The organism is Shewanella loihica PV-4 (assembly GCF_000016065.1).
Taxonomy (GTDB): domain Bacteria; phylum Pseudomonadota; class Gammaproteobacteria; order Enterobacterales; family Shewanellaceae; genus Shewanella; species Shewanella loihica.
The window spans coordinates 3,055,251-3,070,027 of record NC_009092.1 but is presented as its reverse complement, the minus strand read 5'-3'; the positions used below and the strand labels follow the sequence as shown (position 1 = coordinate 3,070,027).

Here is a 14,777-nt window from a genome sequence, read left to right as displayed (position 1 = left end):
TTAATGCGTCAAGAAGATTGGTTTATCTTTCAAGAGGAAATATGCGAGCACTTCAATGCTATTGGAGCAGAAGCTGAAACAAATGTCAGCTTAACTGGTGTCAGGACAAACCATGATGTTGATGTATTTGTAAAAACTAAATTTTTGGGCATCGACCTAAAATGGATTGTTGAAGCAAAGCTCTGGAAACGTAAGGTAAACAAAGGTCACGTATTAGCTCTTCGCAGCATTTCAGAAGATCTAGGGGTAGACAAAGCATTTATTGTTTCTAGCAGTGGATTTCAATCTGGAGCAATTGAGGCTTCGAAGAATACCAACGTTAAGCTCTTAACACTTGACGAGCTCAAAGAAGAAACTAAAGGTTTTATCGAATCTGAAATACTTAAAACCTATGAAGCTCGCTTGGACTTACTGGAAAATAGATATTGGTCTCACTCGAAAGAAATTCGAATTAAATATGGGCTTCGACATCACCTAATGGACTTTCAGCTCAAATTTACGGGACAAATGTTATTGGGTGTTGCGAGAAAAGCACTAATGGCTGCAACTGATCGGAATTATCCAATTATTCTAGACACGATGCATGAAGAGCATCAAGGGGAAATGCAGGCTGACAACTTTCAGCAACTACAAAACTGGTTCAATCTCAATTTTAATCATTTTGAAAGTAAGTTGCTTGCAGCTGAATGGGAAATGCACCAAAACGGAGAGTACAACCCAAACTGTATTCTATATACGAGTGATGATGTAACTCCTTCTAAGGTTATGGCAAAAGGTATGTACATGGCTGAAGGAAACGGCTAACAAACAATTTAAGAGTGATTCAGCACGCTTGGCATTTTTGGTTTGGGTTAAGTTTAGTGTTTACGGTGGTTAAATTAAGTTCTGTGGTCGCGTGCTTCACACCTTAATTGGGCGTTACATGTCACCAGGAATCTGATGAATCTACTATTCGTTTGCAGTGAAAATAGGTTGAGAAGTCCTACGGGAGAAGAAGTATTCTCCAAGTACCCCGGAATTAACGCTATTGGAGCAGGCACAAACTCGGATGCAGAAACAGTGGTCAGTGGTGATCTTGTCGAATGGGCTGATGTCATCCTTGTAATGGAAAAGAGTCATAGAAATAAGGTATCTAAAAAGTTTAAAGATTTTCTCAAAGGGAAAAAGTTGATCTGCTTAGATATCCCCGACAATTACGACCGTATGCAGCCAGAGTTAATTCGGCTGTTAGAGTCTAGGGTGGCAAGGCATGTTCGCCTTAGCTAAAACATGTAACAAGCGGCTTAAATACGCTCCGTTTCACTCCGCCGGACGCTCACTGCGTTCGCACCGTTTAGCCGGGCGTTAGGTATTTATTGATCATGGAACTAATCGAGCGTGTGGAAGTACTTGAAAACGGTCAATTGATATTAGTTTTAGCTAGTGGCGGTAACTCTAGTTATCAATATATTTATCGAGAAGCCGCTGAAGTGAAGTGGGATAGCAACCTAAAAGCATTTACTTCTCCACCACCAAGAGAGTGGAGTCATTCAGATTGGTTTCATCACATACTCAAAGTCGCCAAAAACTGTAATATTAATCTAGCAACAAATAATCAAACAACGTGGGTTAATATCCCAACTGATGTTAAAAATGGTATGCTTGTGGATAAAAACACCTAACAAGCCAATTAAGTACGGGACTGCTAAAGCTTGGATCAGTTTCGCTTCGCTACACAGTTTAGCCAAGTTTAATCCGCCCATTATGCGGGCGTTAAATAACCAAGGATACATCGGCGATAAAATGACCTACGAAGAATTCTATTACAGTATCGATTGCAAATTTCCTTACCATGATGAAAGTGAATGGAAACGAATCATCGAGCTATCAATTGAATTAGGTGAAGATGCTCCCTTTCTTGTACTTCATGAAATATGTCGTTTGCCAGCATCAGAGAAGTTGAGGCAAGCAAAGCACTTGGAAATGTATAATTATTGGAAGCAATCATTTGCCAGCCCTGTCCAGGACATCGTTGAACCAGCTTCACTTTCGTACATTCACAAAAACAAGCTAACCGACTCTGAAGCACTGGAAATAATGGATAAGCTTTCTGAATTTCCAAAATCCTATAATGCTCTTCAAGTTGTTTTATTTTCTTGCCCAGACGATGACGAACTGGTCGACGAAAAATACGAAAGCATTGTAGCTAAATGGAAGTCGGCTACTTAACAAACCACTGAAGCGGGACTCGTAACAGTTGGCTTGGCTTCGCTTCGCTACACATTTTAGCCAACTATTACTCGCTCCATAGTGGAGCGTTATAGCTCATGAGGGTATATGGATAACTCCGAAAAAATTGACTGTTGTAAGCATGGATTGATGGATTATGCGCTTGTATGCCAACATCTCGTGAACCAATCTGCTGACCATCTTCCGATAGAGTATTTTGATGCAGATGATGAAAATGAACCTGACCGTTCAGAAGTCGAGAATGTGTGGTGCAAGTCCTGTGACGATATGCTCATGAGTCAAGGTGATTGGAATGAAGTTGCTGCTGCCTTCGCTGCCCCTAAAGTAATGTGCATCGCTTGTCTTCAAGAAATAAAAACTCGCAATATAAATGGCAAGCTATAACCAAGTCAGCGAGCAACGTTCCCGTTGTTCGCTGGACCTCGTTTCACTCGGATGCTACTGACCGGCGTTAAATGGCAAGGATGGTATGAAGACTCTTCAGCAGAAAAATGATGAACACTCGAAGTTGATAGCTAAGGAAAGGCAGAGTGTGCTCTATGTAGTTTTGTCGCTATTTCCCATATTTGTAGTTTTTGGCTATGACTTTTTCCAAGAGACTGTCGGTGCTGAAGTTCTTGGGTTTCATCCAGCACTTGTCGTATTTTCGACCTTACTCTTTGCTTTACCATTTCTAGCAATTGGACAAATGCTTATATTTCCACCTTGGCTCAAGTTGATCTTATATGTGTTTATTCAAATCCTATTCACCACATTGTGGTTTATTGATGGGGTATTATGGCTTGCAATAATTCCGCTGATTGTCATTTTTGGCATACTACAGTACCAATTGCCAGAGATCCGGAAACTTGCAGAGCAGAATGATAATGCTACTTAGCAATCCGCTAAAGTTAGATTCTCCAAGATTGTCATGCCCTTTGCTGCGTAAATCGATATCTAGAAAACGGTTCACATATTCACGCGGTATTATGTATACGGGAAAGTAATGAGTAGAATTTTAGCCACAGTTTGTCTAATTATGCTGTTGGTCGGCTGTAGAACCACAGGAACATATGAGCAAACCAGCCAAGAGTTAACTGGACTCGAATTGATAGAACCACATTTTGGGTACTATAAGTCGTGGGCTCCAATTGGCAGTAAAGATACTTATAGCCTGACTGATAAGCAAAAGGCTGAACAAACCAAGGCTCTGAACTTGTGTTTGAATCAGTTGAAATCATCAAGCTCAAAGTTACCCACTCATGCTCTCCGAAGCGTTTTACTAGTGCAGTGTATGAAGAAACAAGGCTGGCATTTGATCGTTGAAGAGTTGTTCATCACCAGGTAACACATAACAAACGCATTAATGAATGGACGTCTAAAGCTTGGCTGACGCTGATTTCTCGTAATTTTAGTCAAGCTTATTCTGCCCATTAGGCGGGTGTTATCCCATAGAATTTTTATCCGAAACTGACAGGTTAGCGTTAAGGCTTTAACTCGAAAATGTCCAAAAATGATTTGGTGTTTGATCGTCGCGGATACAGAAGTCGCTCAATCGAAGAGATGGATAACTAGGTGTTTGCACATAAAGGTCGTTTAATCACATCCAAGTGATCTCGACATTGGTGCATCCATGCACTGCACCTGCGGCAGGCAATTGATACATCATAAAGCCATGGTTACGGCTTACTTGCCAATCCTCAAACTGGCTAGATGCTAGAAATGCAACTAAATCGCTTTGCTCTCGGACTATGGGGGGAGGGGAATCGGGCGATATCAGCGTTGTCGCCAACGCAAGTGTCTCATAAATTGGTTATCTAGAATCTCACTTGTGGCCATCCAGGCTCCATGATTCTGTTTTTTCGACAATCTTGAGGACGATATCGGCCAGCTCTTGTCCTTTAGGTGTCAGTCCATAGTTAACCGTTACCGGGATGGTCGCTTGCTGCTCTCGCCAGATAAACTTTTCAGCCTCCAGTAGCTTTAAACGCGAACTCAGTACCTTGCTGGAGACGAGGGCTAGTTGCTTCTGGATCTGACCAAATCTCATCACTGGGTGTTGACTGAGGAGATAGATGATGTGGGCTGTCCATTTGGTTGATATTAAAGACAGATATTTATCGACATTACAGTAATTTTCGGGGGCGGTGGTGTGAACCATTGAGGCTTCCTTAGCGTCTTGGGGCTGGCAGTTTTCTACTTTTAACCATGGCTTCTACTTACCATAAGGTAACTAGTTACTTTTTGGAAGCTAATGGTTAAAGGTAACTATGTTGGGTATCTTTGCTGCATTGTTTAACTGTATTTCAGGAGATGTAGATGAGAATCGCCAAGATAATAGTGACCGCTTTGGTCTTTTTAGCTTTTAGTGTTGCCGCGGAGTCACCAGTTGAGTACCCCAAGCCACAGACGCCCAGTGAACTTCATGGGTTGTTTGCACAGTACTTTAAGCACAAAGATCTGCAAGGGTTATCGACGCTTTTCGCTGCCGACGCGAAATTCATTCTCGATGATAAGGGGCGGGCCGCCATTGGCAGAAAAGCCATTGTCAGTGAGTTGGAAAAATATCTAGGGGTCAAAGGTGAGATGCAGACATTGTCAAAGTCGGTTCATATTAATGGCGATATCGCGTTAGTAAGATCTCAATGGAAAATCTCGGGTACAGATTTAAAGGGGACAGCGCTTGAAGTCATGCAATATCAAAATAACGGCTGGGTGTACGTTATAGATAATCCAAATGGATATTAAACCTTTTCAGTCTGTTCACTCTTAATCGTTAGGGTAACCTCTGATACATTGATGATGTTCAATTGGGGCTTAGCTTGGTGTAAGCCTCAAATACATCAAAATATTGATTAATAATTAGTTTCATGTCATCTAGGTTTTGGGGGGGATTAGTTGCTAATTGCAAGGGGATTACTTGTCTGATCTTCATGAGTTCGTCACTTCATTGTGAGTCGGGGAGCCCGGCCTTTACGAGTGAATCAGTTTATTGAGCTTGGTGTTAAAAGCTCGATAAAGGCTGCTGAAAAAGCCAAAAGAACATGGCAATGGGAAGGGGAAATAGAAAAGGGAATTGGTAAAGGGAGATAGTGTGTCAGTCGATTATTCGAAGTGTACCTTGGATGAGCTGCTTGATGTTAACGACAACATAGATAAAGCGCAGTACCCAGATAGGTATCAACAACTCACAGATGAGATAAAGCGCAGAAGGGCCGCTGGCGAGGTTGCCACTAGCAGGCAAAGGCCGCCAGATTGGCTTTATGATGATGAGGACGATGTTTTTATTGAGTTCGCATCGGATGGCCCCAAGGGCTCTAGATACTTGTTTATCTTTTTATTTTTCATGATTAACCTCGTCTTTTTCGCCTATGTATTGCCTAAATATCATGTGGCCGATTTGGCAGACGTGCATGAATACTCGACCACTATCGATGCTATCCAGTGCCGTAGTAGCGAGGTTATCGATGAGGAGACGGGGGGGACTTTTTACGACCTGGAAATTACCTCTTTTCAAGATAACTTCTATGCCGTCAATATCGGCGCGAGCAAGTGCCATCGCCTAGCGCAAAGCCTTAAAGTGGGAGAGAAGATCGCCATCTGGCATGAAGCTGGACTGATACTTCAGCTGAAAGCCGCGAATAAGACTCTGCTTCCCTATAAATATATGAAGCCTAAGGTACGTCAGTTTCAAACCAGTTATCTAATCTACTTCTGGTTTGGCTTGCTTATCTTTTGGAGCGGGCTGTTTAAATCTCTTATCAATGCTTTGGCCCCTGGCACCTTTAAGGTGCGAGAAGATGTGCCCTAGGTCAGTCGTTAATATCTAGAATATTGGTTATTTTTTTAGTAGATAATAAAAACGCCCGGCAGTTGCCGGGCGTTTTCTTGTAAGCAGCTTATTTTGAAAGCGGCTATGTGTCTTACTTAGCAGACTTGATGAAGTCGACGATCTCCTCGAATGGGATCTCTTGCTTCTCGCCGGTACGACGGTTCTTGTATTCGAATACGCCGTTGTCTATGTTGCGCTCGCCAATCACGATGACGTGCGGCAGACCAATCAGCTCCATGTCGGCAAACATCACGCCTGGACGCTCTTTACGGTCGTCGAATAGCACTTCGATGCCGGCATCACTAAGATCGCTGTAGAGCTTCTCGGCCATATCTTTGATGCGATGTGACTTGTGCATGTTCATCGGCAGGATACCGACCTTGAACGGTGCGATGGCAGCTGGCCAGATGATGCCACGATCGTCGTGGTTCTGCTCGATGGCAGCGGCCACGATACGGCTCACGCCAACACCGTAACAACCCATCAGCAGTGTCTGTGCCTTGCCGTTCTCGTCCAGTACGCTGGCGCCCATGGCTTTCGAGTAGTTGGTGCCCAGCTGGAAGATGTGACCCACTTCGATGCCGCGTAGCAGGCCGATGGTGCCCTTGCCACATGGGCTAGGTTCACCTTCGATAACGTTACGCAGGTCGGCAACCTCTGCCTGTGGCAGGTCGCGTTCCCAGTTGATGCCCACATAGTGCTTACCGTCTTGGTTGGCACCGGCGGCAAAGTCGCTCATGACGTTGACGCTGTGATCCACATACACAGGGATGGTCATGCCAACTGGGCCGAGTGAGCCTGGGCCAGCACCCAGTGCGTCGCGGATCTCGGCTTCACCGGCCATCTCAAACGGTGCCAGTACGGCATCGAGCTTCTCGACTTTGACTTCGTTCAGCTCATGGTCGCCACGAACGATAACGGCTACCAGAGGTGCCTCTTCGCTGGCGCCCTTAACGATAATGGTCTTGATGGTCTTCTCGATGGCGATACCGTGCTGCTCAACCAACTCTTCGATGGTCTTGGCGTTTGGCGTGTCGATAACGCTCATTTCCATGGTGGCGGCGCCACGAGGCTCGGTAGGCATTGGCGCCTCGGCCTTCTCGATGTTGGCGGCGTAGTCGCTCTCGGTCGAGTAGGCGATCAGGTCTTCACCGCTGTTGGCCAGCACGTGGAATTCGTGTGACATGCTGCCACCGATAGAACCTGTGTCGGCCAATACCGGACGGAAGGCCAGACCCATACGGCCTAAGATGTTGCTGTAAGCGGTGTACATGGCCTGATAGGTATCATCCATGGTTTCCTGATCAAGATGGAAAGAGTAGGCATCTTTCATCAGGAACTCGCGTGAACGCATCACGCCGAAACGGGGACGCACCTCGTCACGGAACTTGGTCTGGATCTGATACAGGTTCAGCGGTAGCTGCTTGTAAGAGCTAACCTCTTTACGAATGATGTCGGTGATCACCTCTTCGTGGGTTGGGCCCAGTACGAAGTCGCGGTTGTGTCTGTCTTGGAAACGCAGCAGCTCAGGGCCAAATTTGTCCCAACGGCCGGTTTCAACCCAAAGATCCGCCGGTTGCACCATGGGCATCAAGATCTCTACAGCACCTGCATTGTTCATCTCTTCGCGAACGATCGCTTCGACTTTGCGCAGCACACGTAAGCCTGACGGCAACCAGCTGTATAGGCCAGAAGCGTTACGACGTATCATGCCGGCGCGCAGCATTAATTGATGACTGACCACCTCAGCGTTTGCTGGGGTCTCTTTTTGTGTTGAAAGCAGGTACTTGCTAACTCGCATTCCCAATATCCAGTTGTGTGATGAAATAGGTCGACATTTTAGCACCCTGACGTTTGATGTCACCTAGTTTGTTGGCCAGTAGCCGCGGGAGATTTGTGTCGGTAAGCAGGCGGCTTCAGACCTCTGCTGTTTGCCTTTGTGGCAATGTGTTGACGATTTATACCGGGTAGGGCTAGCGTGGTGCGATTGTTCTGCACAAACGAGTGATAAGCCCGAAGAAAGGGCCGATAAAAGCTGTCTCAAGGGGCAGGTAAACGAGATTAGGATTGTTGTGCGCAATTGACCTCACTCATTGCATCCTGTTGGCTATCGCACTATTCACAACATTAGCCAGCTCATCGCTTGCTTCACTGGCCATTTGATTGCTCGGCTCGTGAGCAAATCGCGCTGAGATTAAACAGAATTTAACCTGAAACATAAACAACCCCTAGTGATCAACAGGGATAAATCGCGTAAAGTATTGGGTTTTTCGTAATAAGCTACTGTCAGCTTAAAGGTAAACAGTTACATGGAAGTGATCGCACAGATCTATCCCGACCGTATCGTGGTGAGTCATGGCGAGCGGCAAACGGCCCTGTCGCCGAGTACGCCTTTTACTACCCGACGTTTGCTGGTGGGCAATTTTTCCCCTGCCGAGCAGTGCCTCAAGCAAGGGCTTAATGAGCTGGGTTGCATTGGACTGTTTAAGCGGCCAAGACTCGTCATCCAGCCTATGGCCATGTGTGAGGGCGGCCTGTCTGAGATCGAGGAGCGCTGCCTGATGGAGCTTTGCCTGAGCGCCGGTGCCCGTGATGTCAGGATACAGGTAGAGTGAGCCTAGCTCTCGGCCAATGGGCGCCGGGATATGCATGCTCTGGTCTTATGTCATTAAGGCCAGTTATTTTAGGCCGTTATTTTAGGGCAGTTATTTAAGGACAGTTATTTAGGCCGTTGTTTTAAGCGCAGTTATTTAAGGATAGCCATGAAAGCAAAATTTATTATCGTCATCGGACTGACCCTGGGGGCCTTGTTTGTGGTACCTAAGCTAGAGACCACCTATCAGAAAGCGACCCTGAGCAACGACAAGGGGGAGACGGTGCAGTGCGAGGTGAATTGGACCGGGCTTGGCTTTGGCGACAGCCTGTCAGACAGCAAGTATCAAGCCTGTATCGATGACTATATCGACCAGGGCTATGTGATCAGCCGCAACGAGAAGCGGGTAGAGAAGGTGGGCGCCCAGCTGCTGAGTCTCTGATATCAGCCTCTAAAATCAGCCTTTTAAATTGATGCTAGGCACCTGATGCCAGGCAAAAAAATGCCAGCCTGTTTAGGGAATAGGCTGGCGAAGGGCTAGCTGGGATCGCTAGTTGCAGTTGATCGCCTCATACAGCTCCTGATACATCATCTCGCGCATCTTGAACTTCTGGATCTTACCGGTCACCGTCATGGGATACTGCTCGACGAATTTGATGTATCTCGGGACCTTAAAGTAGGCAAATTTCTCGGTGAGGAAGTGACGTATCTCCTCCTCGGTGACGCTGGCGCCCGGTTGCACCTTGATCCAGGCGCACACCTCTTCACCATATTTCTCGCTCTTCACGCCGAAGATGGCGGCATCCTGCACGTCTGGGTGGGTGTAGAGCTTCTCTTCGATCTCTCTCGGGTAGATGTTCTCGCCGCCGCGGATGATCATATCCTTGATGCGGCCGACGATTTTCACATAGCCTTCGCTGTCCATCTCACCCAGATCGCCTGAGTGGAGCCAGCCTTCGCTGTCTATGGTGGCGGCCGTCTTCTCGGCGTCGTTCCAGTAGAACTGCATCACGCAGTAGCCGCGGCTGCACACCTCACCGGGTTGGCCAACGGGGAGCACCTCGCCGAATTCATCGACTATCTTCACCTGAGTGTGAGCCAGGGCGCGGCCGACCGTGGTGACGCGTTTCTCCAGTGACGAGCCTATTTCCGTCATGTTGTTGATGGGGCTACATTCCGTCTGGCCATAGCCGATCAGCACCTCTTTCATATACATGAGATCTTGCACTCTGCGCATCACTTCTTCGGGGCAGGTAGCCCCCGCCATCACGCCGGTGCGCAGCGAGCTGAGATCGAAGCGCTTAAATTCCGGATGCTCCAGCTGGGCGATAAACATGGTCGGTACCCCATGCAGCGCGGTGCAGCGCTCGGCCTCAACCACCTCAAGAGTAGTCAAGGGATCGAAGGAGTCGCTCGGGTAGATGGCCGATGCGCCCACAGAGATGCAGGAGAGGTTACCCAGCACCATGCCGAAACAGTGATACAGGGGCACGGGAATACAGAGTCTGTCTTCTAGCCCTAAGCGCATCGCCTTGGCGACCAATAGGCCGTTGTTCAAGATGTTGTGATGGCTCAGGGTCGCGCCCTTGGGGCTGCCGGTAGTACCCGAGGTAAACTGGATATTGATGGCGTCGAAGGGGGAAAGCTGGGCGGCTGTATCTTTGAGCGCCTTGCGATCGCTCTCGGTGAGCGGACGCTTGAGATGGTTGAAGTTGAGCATGCCGGGCGAGGCTTCATCGCCCATGCGGATCACAAACTCCAGGCTCGGCAGGTTGGCCGACTCAAGCTGTCCCGGCAGGCATTGCTTCAGCTCCGGGGCCAGCTCGTAGAGCATGGAGAGGTAGTGGCTGGACTTAAATTTCTCGGCGCAGATGATGGCGCGGCAGCCCACGTTGTTGAGGGCATATTGTAGCTCCTCTGGGCGGTAGGCCGGGTTGATGCACACCATGATGGCGCCTATCTTGGCGGTGGCAAACTGGGTCAGACACCATTCGATATTGTTGGGTGACCAGATACCGACGCGATCGCCGGGCTTGATGCCGATGGCCAGCAGGCCGGCGGCCAGTTCGTCGATATGGGACTGATATTCCTGATAGCTCCAGCGGATCCCTTGATGATGCATGACGATGGCGAGTTGGTCGGGGTGGCTGGCGGCCATCTGATCCAAGTAGTCGCCTATGGTTTGTTCGATCAGTGGCGTGCTGGTGTCGCCGTCAAATTGGCTCAGTTGTAGGGGAAATTGGTTCTCAGTTGCAAATGTCGTTACAGCAGACATAGAGCCTCCGTGCATAGGGTGTGTCGATAGCGGTCTGAAGACACACTACTCAAAGTGTGAGGTTTCTCACAAGCAAAGAATGGCGTTTATAGACTAAAGAACTAAGTTGGCAGCGGGGCATAGATAGAAAGGTGAAACTAGAGTTTTATTCAATAAAAACAATATGAAAAAGGAGGCCGCGGCCTCCTTTTGTCGGTAAGTATCACGGCTATGGCTAGCGGCCGTCCTGGGCGCGGCGGGTCTTAAAATCTGACGCCTCGAGCCACTTTGGCCAGTCGTTATTGTTGGCCAGCTTCTCTAGGATATCGCTGATGAGCGCCAAATCTTGCTCGACGCCACCGAGGGTCCAACTTGGGTCGTAATCGTCGGCACCCTGATGATACTTGTGGGCGATATAATCAGGGTCGGTATCTCCCAGACTCATAAACATCAGACCGGGCACCCCCTGTTTGGCCAGGGCGAAATGATCCGAGCGGAACATCAGGCCATTTTGCGGCCGCGGATCGGCCTTGACCCAACGCCCTTGGGCCTTGGCGGCCTTGTCCAGGTAGTTTTCCAGCTCTGAGACCCCTTCACCATAACGCAGTATGTAATCCACTCCCTTGCCGACATTCATGCCGTCTATGTTGAGGAAGGCGACCAGCTGCTTGGTGGGGACTGGTGAATTTTCGGCGAAATACTGGGCACCGATGAGGCCGGTTTCCTCGGCGGTGAAGGCGCTGAATAGCATGGAGCGTGCAGGTGGCTGAGTAGCGCTTAGGTCTTTAAAGTGCCGCGCCAGCTGCAGTACACCGGCCACGCCCGAGGCGTTGTCTACCGCGCCGTTGTAGATGCGGGTCTGATCTTCATGGACCGTTTTACCCAGATGATCCCAGTGGGCGTGCATCACCAGCCACTCATCCGGGCGCGTCTTGCCCGGCAAGAGACCTGCAACGTTATAGGAGGTGGCCAGTTCGATATCGTTTTTCACCTCTAGATTGGCCTTGAGATCTAGCGATCGCGACTTAAAGCCTGGCTTGGCGGCGGTGAGCTTGAGTTTGTCGTAATCCAGGCCCGCGGCGGTGAAGATCTTCTGCGCCACCTCGTGTTGGACCCAGCCCATGACGCCTATGTGGGAGCGGTTCTTCTCCTTGTCCACCAAGGTGTATTTGGTATTGGTGTTGCTGTTTTGCACCACGTTCCAGCCATAGGCGGCGGGAGCGGTTTCATGGATGATAAATACCGCCTTGGCCCCTTGTCTGGCGGCCTCTTCATACTTATAGGTCCAGCGGCCATAGTAGGTCATGGCGTTGCCCTTAAACACCTCTGGGTCTTGAGTGGCAAAGCCTGGGTCATTGACCATGAGGATCACCGTCTTGCCTTTCACATCGATACCGGCGTAGTCGTTCCAGCCGTATTCGGGGGCGTTGATGCCATAGCCGACGAAGACGATTTCGCTGTTATCCAGCGTGATGCTTGGCTGGATCTGCTCGGTGCGGGCGGTGAAGTCGCTGCCGTTGTTAAACACCAGCTCGCCTACTTTTAGCTGCATATTCTGATCGGCGGTGATCTTGGCCATGGGCACGCTCTGGCGATAGCTGTCACCAAAGCCTGGTGCTAACCCCATCTTCTTGAAGGCATTCTCAAGATATTCCACCGTAAGAGTTTCACCCTGTGAGAGGGGGCCGCGGCCCTCAAACTCATCGCTGGCGAGGGTTTGCACATCCTGACGGTAGCTTTGTTGGTCAAAGACGAAGGGGGCGGCACTGGCGGCCGGTAGGAGCAACAGGCCGAGTAAGCCCAAGAGGCGTGGGGTATTCACAGACGACTTCCTTTTGTGATGTTTGTTTTATTATCTGGAGCTCGCCGCCATGGGTAATGGCAAACGATTAATACCAATCAGGGTAAGTAAGTGATCAGAAGTAGCCTAGGAAAAACGGTCGAGAACAAGGCATGATTTTTCGATAAGTAGTTATTCTACAATCAAAAATAATAACGCCGTTATCGGACGTTTTAACAAGCTAGCATGTTCAGTTATTTACTACGATTGGTATAGTCATCATATGTGCATCAGAAAGGTTGATGCAAGAGGGGAGCGATGGCGGGGCAAAGATCTGTTAAGTTTGTTTGCTTGTTAAAAAAATCTGCTTTAGCTTTAAGCTATTGGTAAATGTAGGTTTGCCAATGTTTGGTGCTATTCATGTTAGTGGATTCAGGTAATGACGATGAAAGTCACTTGGGGTAAGGAAAAGACGATGAAGGCTACAATAATCGTGCTGATGGCAAGTGTCAGCCTAGGGCTCATGAGCGGCTGCGCCAGTAATAAATCTCTCGATCAGGCCTTCTACGATGGGGTTAAGAAAAGCGCCGAGTCGCGGCCCAATAACCCGGATAATCGCGTGGAAGATAAGGACTTAGGCGGCGGAGTCGTTAACGTGATTTTCCATGGTACCGGTAAGCTGATCCATGGAGATGGTACGACTAAATAGTGCGGCCGTTTATTTCTTATCGCGCCTGTCGCCTATGATGCGGGCTGGATTACCGGCGACGATGGCGTAGTCGGGCACATCTTTGGTGACGATACAGCCCATGCCGATCACGGCGCAGTCACCTATGGTCACCCCATCGACTATCCCCGCCTGGGCGCCGATCCACACATCTCTGCCTATGACGATCCCCTTCGACTGACTGCTCTGCTGATATATCGGCGTGTCCGGGTGCATGCCGTGGTTGAAGGCGTAGATGGTGACATTGTTGGCGATGCGGGTCTGATCGCCAATCACTATCTTGCCGCGCCCGCCGTCCAGGGAGCAGCCATGATTGATAGCCACCTCGTTACCCATGACGATGGGGCCGTGCAGAAAGCTGTCGGCGGCGATCATGCAGCGATCACCTATGAGGATATCCCGGCCCGGTTCGGCAAACAGTTTCGCCTGGGGCGCGATAAAGCACTCCTTACCTATGCTCACGGTTTCAACGCTCATCAGCGCTTGCTGCACCTCATCCTGCCAGGGCTTGGCCCAGACGAGATGTTTGGGCTTCAAGGAGAAGTAGAGCCAGGGCATGTAGGCCAGGCGCTGCTTATGTTGCTCACGGTAGTCCACCTGGTTAGCTAATGGGGTTTGCATGATTAATCTGCTTCCCTATGGGCGTCGGGCTGCACCGGGCGCACCGCATCGACTAAGATGCCTGTCTCATCCACATGCCAGAGGATATCCAGATCATAGAGGGCGACCTGATAATGTTTAGGATCTTCCTTGGCCTTCTTGTAGGCTGGGCGGGGATCTTGCGCCAGTACCCCTTCGATAATGGCCTTGAGGTTGGGGTACTTGTCCTTGGAAAGCTTGTCTAGCTGACCGAGCACCGCATCGCAAAAGCGCACATCGATCAGCACAGGCGCCTCGTGGGCGATGCCGCCGATGGCTCCCTCGATGGCGTCGGAGAAGGGGATGTAAGGCTTGATATCCAAGATTGGCGTGCCGTCCAGCAGATCCATGGCGGAGATCTCAAGCTCCACCTTGCCCTTACGCTGGTGGATGGCGTGCAGCCTAACCACTGACTGGCCTATGCCGTTGGGGCGGAAGGTAGAGCGGGTGGCAAATACCCCCAGCTTCTCGTTGCCGCCCAGGCGCGGCGGCCTGACCGTAGTCTTCCAGCCTTGGCTCAGGTTTTCATGGAAGGTAAACAGTAGCCAGATGTGCGAGTACTGGGACAGGCCACGCACGGTATCGATATGGTTATAGGGAGGTTGCAGCTCGACGAAGCCGCGGGCGGCTGTGACCAGCCCTGGCTGTCTGGGAATACCAAATTTCTGCTTATAGGGGGTGCGGCAGATGGCCACCGCCTCAATTTCACGCTTGAGTGTCATGGTAAAGACTTATGTTCACGCT

Annotated in this window: 17 protein-coding genes; 11 read left to right on the top strand and 6 right to left on the bottom strand. The window is 49.4% G+C overall.

Translation table 11 applies throughout. The features are described 5' to 3' along the window. The first annotated feature begins 3 nt into the window (after positions 1-3). The 6 genes from SHEW_RS13480 to SHEW_RS20150 all read left to right on the top strand — a co-directional run bounded on the left by SHEW_RS13480 (position 4) and on the right by SHEW_RS20150 (position 3,106). Positions 4-804 carry a restriction endonuclease gene (locus SHEW_RS13480; protein WP_011866401.1) on the top strand — a complete coding sequence of 267 codons (801 nt, stop codon included), beginning with the start codon at positions 4-6 and terminating at the stop codon, positions 802-804. A gap of 135 nt (positions 805-939) precedes the next feature. Beyond that, the gene (locus SHEW_RS13475) at positions 940-1,266 is read left to right on the top strand and encodes a low molecular weight protein tyrosine phosphatase family protein (RefSeq protein ID WP_011866400.1); all 327 of its coding nucleotides are present in this window, start codon (positions 940-942) and stop codon (positions 1,264-1,266) included. A gap of 95 nt (positions 1,267-1,361) precedes the next feature. Beyond that, complete coding sequence (locus SHEW_RS20710; RefSeq protein WP_011866399.1) at positions 1,362-1,661, top strand: hypothetical protein; 300 nt, start codon at positions 1,362-1,364, stop codon at positions 1,659-1,661. Beyond that, entirely contained in the window at positions 1,624-2,208 is a 585-nt protein-coding gene (locus SHEW_RS13470; RefSeq protein WP_041406673.1) for a hypothetical protein, read from the top strand. Before SHEW_RS20710 ends, SHEW_RS13470 begins: the two co-directional genes overlap by 38 nt. 108 nt (positions 2,209-2,316) lie before the next feature. Beyond that, entirely contained in the window at positions 2,317-2,613 is a 297-nt protein-coding gene (locus SHEW_RS13465) for a hypothetical protein (RefSeq protein WP_041406672.1), read from the top strand. A gap of 85 nt (positions 2,614-2,698) precedes the next feature. Next, on the top strand, positions 2,699-3,106 hold the full coding sequence (locus SHEW_RS20150; RefSeq protein ID WP_011866398.1) for a hypothetical protein: 408 nt from the start codon (positions 2,699-2,701) through the stop codon (positions 3,104-3,106). Between the two features lie 927 nt (positions 3,107-4,033). Here the strand turns inward: SHEW_RS20150 and SHEW_RS13450 are convergent. Further along, entirely contained in the window at positions 4,034-4,369 is a 336-nt protein-coding gene (locus tag SHEW_RS13450) for a winged helix-turn-helix transcriptional regulator (RefSeq protein ID WP_011866396.1), read from the bottom strand. A gap of 158 nt (positions 4,370-4,527) precedes the next feature. On the opposite strand from SHEW_RS13450, the gene SHEW_RS13445 reads away from it, so the two are divergent. Beyond that, positions 4,528-4,956, top strand: coding sequence for a YybH family protein (locus SHEW_RS13445; protein ID WP_041406671.1), 429 nt, complete (start codon positions 4,528-4,530; stop codon positions 4,954-4,956). A gap of 346 nt (positions 4,957-5,302) precedes the next feature. Further along, entirely contained in the window at positions 5,303-6,019 is a 717-nt protein-coding gene (locus SHEW_RS13440; RefSeq protein WP_011866394.1) for a hypothetical protein, read from the top strand. A 112-nt stretch (positions 6,020-6,131) separates the two neighbouring features. On the opposite strand, the gene SHEW_RS13435 is transcribed toward SHEW_RS13440, so the two are convergent. Next, positions 6,132-7,841, bottom strand: a complete 1,710-nt coding sequence (locus tag SHEW_RS13435; protein WP_011866393.1) for a proline--tRNA ligase — start codon at positions 7,839-7,841, stop codon at positions 6,132-6,134. Positions 7,842-8,349: 508 nt separating this feature from the next. On the opposite strand from SHEW_RS13435, the gene SHEW_RS13430 reads away from it, so the two are divergent. Both SHEW_RS13430 and SHEW_RS13425 read left to right on the top strand, forming a co-directional pair. After that, a complete protein-coding gene (locus SHEW_RS13430) occupies positions 8,350-8,655 on the top strand; it encodes a hypothetical protein (protein WP_011866392.1) in 306 nt (101 codons plus the stop codon). A 147-nt stretch (positions 8,656-8,802) separates the two neighbouring features. Beyond that, positions 8,803-9,075 carry a hypothetical protein gene (locus tag SHEW_RS13425; RefSeq protein ID WP_011866391.1) on the top strand — a complete coding sequence of 91 codons (273 nt, stop codon included), beginning with the start codon at positions 8,803-8,805 and terminating at the stop codon, positions 9,073-9,075. A gap of 108 nt (positions 9,076-9,183) precedes the next feature. Here SHEW_RS13425 and SHEW_RS13420 read toward each other — a convergent pair whose 3' ends face one another. Then, complete coding sequence (locus SHEW_RS13420; RefSeq protein ID WP_011866390.1) at positions 9,184-10,908, bottom strand: AMP-binding protein; 1,725 nt, start codon at positions 10,906-10,908, stop codon at positions 9,184-9,186. Between the two features lie 214 nt (positions 10,909-11,122). Then, positions 11,123-12,709 carry a M28 family metallopeptidase gene (locus SHEW_RS13415; protein WP_011866389.1) on the bottom strand — a complete coding sequence of 529 codons (1,587 nt, stop codon included), beginning with the start codon at positions 12,707-12,709 and terminating at the stop codon, positions 11,123-11,125. 433 nt (positions 12,710-13,142) lie between these two features. Between SHEW_RS13415 and SHEW_RS13410 the strand changes: the two genes are divergently transcribed. Next, complete coding sequence (locus SHEW_RS13410) at positions 13,143-13,376, top strand: hypothetical protein (protein ID WP_041406670.1); 234 nt, start codon at positions 13,143-13,145, stop codon at positions 13,374-13,376. 9 nt (positions 13,377-13,385) lie between these two features. Here SHEW_RS13410 and SHEW_RS13405 read toward each other — a convergent pair whose 3' ends face one another. Both SHEW_RS13405 and tsaA read right to left on the bottom strand, forming a co-directional pair. Continuing rightward, positions 13,386-14,015 carry an acyltransferase gene (locus SHEW_RS13405; RefSeq protein ID WP_011866387.1) on the bottom strand — a complete coding sequence of 210 codons (630 nt, stop codon included), beginning with the start codon at positions 14,013-14,015 and terminating at the stop codon, positions 13,386-13,388. 2 nt (positions 14,016-14,017) lie between these two features. Continuing rightward, positions 14,018-14,755, bottom strand: coding sequence for a tRNA (N6-threonylcarbamoyladenosine(37)-N6)-methyltransferase TrmO (tsaA, locus tag SHEW_RS13400; RefSeq protein WP_011866386.1), 738 nt, complete (start codon positions 14,753-14,755; stop codon positions 14,018-14,020). Positions 14,756-14,777 lie beyond the last annotated feature (22 nt).

What these genes read in the sequence shown, in the direction of transcription:
- SHEW_RS20150 (WP_011866398.1), top strand. Translation starts at nt 2,699, where the DNA reads ATGAAGACTCTTCAGCAGAAAAATGATGAACACTCGAAGTTGATAGCT.
- SHEW_RS13420 (WP_011866390.1), bottom strand. Translation starts at nt 10,908, where the DNA reads ATGTCTGCTGTAACGACATTTGCAACTGAGAACCAATTTCCCCTACAA.
- tsaA (WP_011866386.1), bottom strand. Translation starts at nt 14,755, where the DNA reads ATGACACTCAAGCGTGAAATTGAGGCGGTGGCCATCTGCCGCACCCCC.
- SHEW_RS20710 (WP_011866399.1), top strand. Translation starts at nt 1,362, where the DNA reads ATGGAACTAATCGAGCGTGTGGAAGTACTTGAAAACGGTCAATTGATA.
- SHEW_RS13465 (WP_041406672.1), top strand. Translation starts at nt 2,317, where the DNA reads ATGGATAACTCCGAAAAAATTGACTGTTGTAAGCATGGATTGATGGAT.
- SHEW_RS13410 (WP_041406670.1), top strand. Translation starts at nt 13,143, where the DNA reads ATGAAGGCTACAATAATCGTGCTGATGGCAAGTGTCAGCCTAGGGCTC.
- SHEW_RS13475 (WP_011866400.1), top strand. Translation starts at nt 940, where the DNA reads ATGAATCTACTATTCGTTTGCAGTGAAAATAGGTTGAGAAGTCCTACG.
- SHEW_RS13470 (WP_041406673.1), top strand. Translation starts at nt 1,624, where the DNA reads ATGTTAAAAATGGTATGCTTGTGGATAAAAACACCTAACAAGCCAATT.
- SHEW_RS13445 (WP_041406671.1), top strand. Translation starts at nt 4,528, where the DNA reads ATGAGAATCGCCAAGATAATAGTGACCGCTTTGGTCTTTTTAGCTTTT.
- SHEW_RS13430 (WP_011866392.1), top strand. Translation starts at nt 8,350, where the DNA reads ATGGAAGTGATCGCACAGATCTATCCCGACCGTATCGTGGTGAGTCAT.
- SHEW_RS13425 (WP_011866391.1), top strand. Translation starts at nt 8,803, where the DNA reads ATGAAAGCAAAATTTATTATCGTCATCGGACTGACCCTGGGGGCCTTG.
- SHEW_RS13405 (WP_011866387.1), bottom strand. Translation starts at nt 14,015, where the DNA reads ATGCAAACCCCATTAGCTAACCAGGTGGACTACCGTGAGCAACATAAG.
- SHEW_RS13435 (WP_011866393.1), bottom strand. Translation starts at nt 7,841, where the DNA reads ATGCGAGTTAGCAAGTACCTGCTTTCAACACAAAAAGAGACCCCAGCA.
- SHEW_RS13450 (WP_011866396.1), bottom strand. Translation starts at nt 4,369, where the DNA reads ATGGTTCACACCACCGCCCCCGAAAATTACTGTAATGTCGATAAATAT.
- SHEW_RS13480 (WP_011866401.1), top strand. Translation starts at nt 4, where the DNA reads ATGCGTCAAGAAGATTGGTTTATCTTTCAAGAGGAAATATGCGAGCAC.